Annotated in this window: 5 protein-coding genes and 1 pseudogene; 5 read left to right on the top strand and 1 reads right to left on the bottom strand. The window is 66.0% G+C overall.

The window, feature by feature from the left end; translation table 11 throughout:
- A pseudogene (locus V7702_RS16345) lies at window positions 1-1,857 on the top strand (DNA-directed RNA polymerase subunit beta'); the annotation flags it as partial.
- 134 nt (window positions 1,858-1,991) lie between these two features.
- Window positions 1,992-3,947 carry an alpha/beta hydrolase family protein gene (locus tag V7702_RS16340; RefSeq protein ID WP_335651140.1) on the top strand — a complete coding sequence of 652 codons (1,956 nt, stop codon included), beginning with the start codon at window positions 1,992-1,994 and terminating at the stop codon, window positions 3,945-3,947.
- 36 nt (window positions 3,948-3,983) lie between these two features.
- On the opposite strand, the gene V7702_RS16335 is transcribed toward V7702_RS16340, so the two are convergent.
- Window positions 3,984-4,562, bottom strand: coding sequence for a hypothetical protein (locus tag V7702_RS16335; protein WP_335651139.1), 579 nt, complete (start codon window positions 4,560-4,562; stop codon window positions 3,984-3,986).
- Between the two features lie 344 nt (window positions 4,563-4,906).
- On the opposite strand from V7702_RS16335, the gene rpsL reads away from it, so the two are divergent.
- From rpsL to V7702_RS16320, 3 genes are all read left to right on the top strand, one after another.
- The gene (rpsL, locus tag V7702_RS16330) at window positions 4,907-5,278 is read left to right on the top strand and encodes a 30S ribosomal protein S12 (RefSeq protein WP_293317138.1); all 372 of its coding nucleotides are present in this window, start codon (window positions 4,907-4,909) and stop codon (window positions 5,276-5,278) included.
- A gap of 12 nt (window positions 5,279-5,290) precedes the next feature.
- On the top strand, window positions 5,291-5,764 hold the full coding sequence (gene rpsG, locus V7702_RS16325; RefSeq protein ID WP_300572945.1) for a 30S ribosomal protein S7: 474 nt from the start codon (window positions 5,291-5,293) through the stop codon (window positions 5,762-5,764).
- 115 nt (window positions 5,765-5,879) lie between these two features.
- A partial coding sequence (locus tag V7702_RS16320; RefSeq protein ID WP_335651138.1) for a GTP-binding protein occupies window positions 5,880-6,115 on the top strand: 236 nt, incomplete at its 3' end.

Here is a 6,115-nt window from a genome sequence, read left to right as displayed (position 1 = left end):
GCCGACACCGCGCTGAAGACCGCCAACTCGGGCTATCTGACCCGCCGTCTGGTGGACGTGGCCCAGGACTGCATCATCACCGAGGAAGATTGCGGCACCACCCGGGGCATCACCCTGGGCGCCGTGGTCGAAGGCGGCGACGTGCTAGTCTCGCTCGGCCTGCGTATCCTGGGCCGCTCGTCGGCTGAGGACATCAAGGATCCGGGCACCGGCCAGGTTATCGTGCCGGCCGACACCTATCTCGACGAGAAGATGATCGAGGTGGTCGAGAACGCCGGCGTCCAGTCGGTCAAGGTCCGCTCGGTCCTGACCTGCGAAACCAAGAACGGCGTTTGCGGCACCTGCTACGGCCGCGACCTGGCCCGCGGCACCCCGGTGAACATCGGCGAGGCTGTCGGCGTCATCGCCGCCCAGTCCATCGGTGAGCCCGGCACCCAGCTGACCATGCGGACCTTCCACATCGGCGGCACGGCCCAGGTGGCCGAACAGTCCTTCTTCGAAAGCGCCAACGAAGGCGTGGTGAAGGTGGCGGGCGGCAACGTGGTCCAGGCCGGCGACGGCGAGTTCGTGGTCATGAACCGGAACCTGCAGATCACCGTCCAGGTCGATGGCAAGGACCGCGAGTCCTACAAGCCGCCCTATGGCGCGCGCCTGAAGGTCAAGGACGGCGACAAGGTCAAGCGCGGCCAGCGCCTGGCCGAATGGGACCCCTACACCACCCCCATCCTCACGGAAGTCGGCGGCCGGGTCCGGTTCGAAGACCTGATGGAGAACGTCTCGGTCCGCGAGGAAGCCGACGAGGCCACCGGCATCTCCAACCGCGTGGTCACCGACTGGCGCGCCTCCACCAAGGGCAGCGACCTGCGTCCCGCCGTGGGCGTGATCGACGCCGACGGCGCCTTCAAGCGCATCGCCAACGGCGGTGAGGCCCGTTACCTGCTGCCGGTCGGGGCCATTCTCTCGGTCGGCGACGGCGACGAGGTGAAGCCCGGCGAGGTTCTGGCGCGTATCCCCACCGAGGGCGCCAAGACCCGGGACATCACCGGCGGTCTGCCCCGCGTCGCCGAACTGTTCGAGGCCCGCCGGCCGAAGGACTGCGCGGTGATCGCCGAGATGGACGGCCGGGTCGAGTTCGGGCGCGACTACAAGAACAAGCGCCGGATCAAGATCACGCCGGAGGATGGCGGCGAGCCCGTCGAATTCCTCATCCCCAAGGGCAAGCATATCGCCGTCCATGACGGGGATACGATCCGCAAGGGTGAGTACATCATCGACGGCAACCCCGATCCGCACGACATCCTGCGGATTCAGGGGATCGAGGCGCTGGCGGAATTCCTCGTGGACGAGATCCAGGAGGTCTATCGACTGCAGGGCGTGCCGATCAACGACAAGCACATCGAGACGATCGTCCGTCAGATGCTGCAGAAGGTCGAGATCCTCGAGACCGGCGACACCGGCCTGCTCAAGGGCGACCATCTCGACAAGATCGAGGTGGACGAAGAGAGCGCCAAGGCCGAGGCCCGTGGCGGCCGTCCGGCGATCGTCCAGCCGGTTCTGCTGGGCATCACCAAGGCGTCGCTGCAGACCCGCAGCTTCATCTCGGCGGCCTCCTTCCAGGAGACCACCCGCGTGCTCACCGAGGCTTCGGTCCAGGGCAAGCGCGACACCCTGGAAGGCCTGAAGGAGAACGTGATCGTGGGTCGCCTGATCCCGGCGGGCACGGGCTCCTACCTGCGCAACCTCCAGCGCATCGCCGCCAAGCGCGACGAAGCCCTGGCGGCCAGCCGCGAGACGACCATGGAGCCGCTGCCCGAAGTGATCGCCGCCGAGGCCGAGGCCGAGACGATCGACAACTAGGTCAGGGTCTTTAAGACCAGGACGAACAGACGGCCCGGAGGCGACTCCGGGCCGTTTTGTCTTTTAGACGCCTCCAAGCTTTGCCTTGGGCGCAAGCCCTGGCTAACCTCACCTGGGGTTGAGGGGGATATTCCATGCTTGTCCGGTTTGTACTGGCGTTCGCGGCCTGGGCCGCGGGCGCAACACTCGTCTGCGCCGAAGCGCCGCCCATTGCGGCCTTCGCCAGGCTGGAGGCGATCCAGGATGCGGCGATTTCCCCCGACGGCGCTCGCATCGCTCTGTTAGGCGGACCTGCTGGGGGGCGGTCGTTGAACATCGCCACCATCGACCAGCCCGGCAGCAAGACCCTGGCCCTGGGCGACGTCGAGGCCGTTGGCATCCGCTGGGCCGGCGACGACCATGTCATCGTGCGGGTCGGCTATTGGGAGAAGCTTGGCCCTCGCCGCGAGTATCGGTTCGAGCGAAACATCGTCGTCAGTGCGGCCGGCGAGCCCGGCGCTCTGCTGCTGTCCAACGATCACGCCAGCCGATACGCCATCAGCCAGCCTGTCGCGAGGGTCGTGCATGGCCAGGCGCCGGCCGTTTTTCTGATGGGTCTACAAGTGGCGGCCGACCGCTCGCATGTGGACACCCGGATCGCCCAGAAGGGCGATGGCGAGATCTTCAAGTGGTCGCTATGGCGGGCCGATCCGGTCACCGGGCATGGCCGGATGATCGAACCCGGCACGGTGGATTCGGTGTTCTTTGAACCTGACGCAACGGGGGAGGCGCGGGTGCGCTACGACCTCGACTCCCGAACCGGAAAGGCAAGAGTGTTCGCCCGCGCTAAGGGCGAGCGCCGCTGGACGGAGATGTGGCGTGAAGAGGCGGGCGGGCGCTATCTCGGCTACTCGGACGGCGAGGACGCAATCTATCTGATGCGGGACGAGACCGCAGGCCAGCAGGTGGTGCGTCAGACCCTGTCCGACGGTGCGGTGGAGCCGGTCGGTTCGCCGAGTCCCTATGAGCCTGCGCTGGTGCGTGACCCCTATACAGGCCAAGCCGTCGCCCTTTTGGCCGGTGGCGAGGCGACGATCGCCCAGTATCTGGACGCGGAGATTGGCGCTGTCCATGGCTTGCTTGTGAGGGCCCTGGCGGATCGCGAGGTCCGGCTGGTTGACTGGTCAGAGGACCGGACGCGCTTTCTCGTGGTGGCGCAATCAGCCGATGCCCCACCCACCTGGTATCTGCTCGACTGGAGCCGGAAAGAGTTGTCGCCCCTGGGCGCGGCCTTCCCCGAGCTGAACGAAGCAGAATTGGGCCAAACAGGCTGGTTTACCTACAAGGCGCGGGACGGCCTGGAAATTCCAGCCTATCTGACCCTCCCGCCGGGGGATGATGCCGCCAGCCGCCACGCTCTGATCGTCCTGCCGCACGGCGGCCCGGCGGCCCGGGACACCAACAGTTTCGACTATCTGACCCAGTTCCTCGTCACCCGAGGGTATGCCGTTCTTCGACCGCAGTTCCGCGGCTCCCGAGGCTTCGGGGCCGACTTCGAAGCAGCAGGTCAAGGCGAATGGGCCGGCAAGATGCAGACCGACCTTCTCGATGGAGTCGCGGCCCTAGCCCAGGGTGGCCGGATTGATCCGAACCGCGTCTGCATCGTGGGCGCCAGCTACGGCGGTTACGCCGCGCTGGTAGGCGCCACACTGCACCCTGACGCATTCCAGTGTGCGGCTGCGATCGCCCCCGTGACGGACCTCCAGATGCTTCAGCTCCAGGTGGTGCGGTCGGCGGGCCGCGACTCTCTGGGCTTTACTGGGTTTCGGGAGCAACTTGCTGACGCCAGCCGGGAACAAATGGCTGCAGCCTCGCCGGCGACGCATGCCGCGGCTGCGAAGGTTCCGATCCTCCTGATGCATGGGGATCAGGACACCGTTGTTCTCGTCGACCAGTCCAGGCGTATGCATGATGCCCTGACGCAGGCTGGGAAGTCGGTGGAGTTCGTTCTCTTCGAAGGCGAAAACCACTATTTCTACCGTCCGCAGAGCCGCATCCGCATGCTTGAAGCCCTTGAGGCCTTCCTGACGGCGCATCTGCCTCTGAACTAAGGTAGCCGATAAACTGATAAGAGAATTCCTCCGGCGCTAAAGCTCGGGCAGGGGGTTCATCACCGGGCCGCCGCCGGTCGTGTCAGTTCCCAGCGGAGGCGTCGTGCTCTCGCGATAGGCGCGGTCGGCGGCCTTGCGCGCGCCTGCGCGTTCCAGGGCCTGCTGCTTGTCTGAAGCCATCAGGGGCGGGCGGTAGGGGGCGGTCTCCGCGCCGCTGGCGAACCGCGCCAGGCAGGCGGCCCGCTCGGTTTCGCTCAGGCGCGCGATGTCAGGCTGGCTGCAGCCGAAGGTCTGGCGAAGGGCCGCCCGCAGGCGCGCCGCCTGGACCTGGGCCTCTATATCCGGAACGGCTGGGGGCGGGGCGACGGGCGGGGGTCTTGCGATGGATGGCGGCGGTCCCGGCGCCTGTCGGGAGCCCTCGCCACCGGGCCGGGCTGGCGAAGGTGCAGCGCCTAGCCGAGTTGACGCCAGCGGCGGCGCCAGGATGATCTCAAAGATCGGCGCCTCGCGCAGCCGGGGAAGATCGGGCGCCACCCAGATCAGGGCGATCAGCCCCAACAGGTGCAGCAGCACCGCCAGACCAGCCGCTGCGAGATTCCGTAAGCTACGCCCCATGGTTCCTTCCGGCTCGCCAAGGTCAAGCTGAGGTGGACGGGGGGCGAAACTGTGACCATTGTCCCGGCTCGGGGACGCATGTTGCGCAAACGTTGACGCGCCCGGCCGGGGCGAGTATGAACCGCGCTCCTTTGAAGCCGGGGATTCTAATCCCAGGCCCGATGGACTCGAAAGTCTTGCAAGAGACGGCCCGCCCGCCGGAGCGCTTCTAGCGACGCGCGCCGGCGAGTTTTCGTGTTCTAGGATCCGGGTTTCGAAGACCGAACAAGAATACGACCCTTAAACGGGGCGCATCGGCCCAACGGCACACGCCCCCACAAGCCTAGGAATGGCGCAGAGAATATATGCCTACGGTCAACCAGCTGATCCGCAAGCCGCGTAAGGACAAGCCTTCGCGCAACAAGGTGCCGGCCCTGAAGGGCTGCCCCCAGCGTCGTGGCGTTTGCACGCGCGTCTACACCACCACCCCGAAGAAGCCGAACTCGGCTCTGCGTAAGGTGGCCAAGGTGCGTCTGACCACCGGCATCGAAGCGGTGTGCTACATCCCCGGCGAGGGTCACAACCTCCAGGAGCACTCCGTGGTGCTGATCCGCGGCGGCCGCGTGAAGGACCTTCCCGGCGTGCGCTATCACATCCTGCGCGGCGTGCTCGACACCCAAGGGGTGAAGGACCGCAGGCAGCGTCGTTCGCTCTACGGCGCCAAGCGTCCTAAGTAAGGATAAGAAGACATGTCCCGCCGCCGTCGCGCAGAAAAACGTCAAGTCCTCCCGGATCCGAAGTTCGGGGATCTCGTCGTCACCAAGTTCATGAACTACGTGATGTACGAAGGTAAGAAGGCCGTCGCCGAGAACATCATCTACGGCGCCTTCGACATCCTGGAAGCCAAGCGCAAGGACCAGGGCCCCCTGGAAACCTTCCATGCGGCTCTGGAAAATGTCGCCCCGGGCATCGAGGTCCGCTCCCGCCGGGTCGGCGGCGCGACCTATCAGGTCCCCGTCGAAGTCCGTCCCGAGCGCCGCCGCGCCCTGGCCATCCGCTGGCTGGTGACCGCTGCGCGCAAGCGTGGTGAAAACACCATGACCGAGAAGCTCGCTGGCGAGCTTCTGGATGCTTCGTCCAATCGCGGTTCGGCCGTGAAGAAGCGCGAAGACACCCACAAGATGGCCGAGGCGAACCGCGCCTTCTCGCACTACCGCTGGTAAGACCGGTCATCCATCGCTTTCCGGCGCGGGCGGTTTGAGCTAAACCGCCCGCGCCGTTCGTTCAGCACATCGACCGGCAGCTACCTCCGGACCTCTTTCAGCAAAGCCTTTCGCTATGGCCCGTACGCACAACATTGAAGACTACCGCAACTTCGGAATCATGGCCCACATCGATGCGGGCAAGACGACGACGACGGAGCGGATCCTCTTCTACACCGGGAAGAGCCACAAGATCGGCGAAGTCCATGATGGCGCGGCCACCATGGACTGGATGGAGCAGGAGCAGGAGCGGGGGATCACCATCACCTCGGCTGCGACCACCTCGTTCTGGAAGGGCAAGCGCCTCAACAT

The organism is Phenylobacterium sp. (assembly GCF_036963605.1).
Classification (GTDB): Bacteria; Pseudomonadota; Alphaproteobacteria; order Caulobacterales; family Caulobacteraceae; genus Phenylobacterium.
The sequence above is the reverse complement of the archived record's forward strand: the minus strand, read 5'-3'. Positions and strand labels throughout refer to the sequence as shown.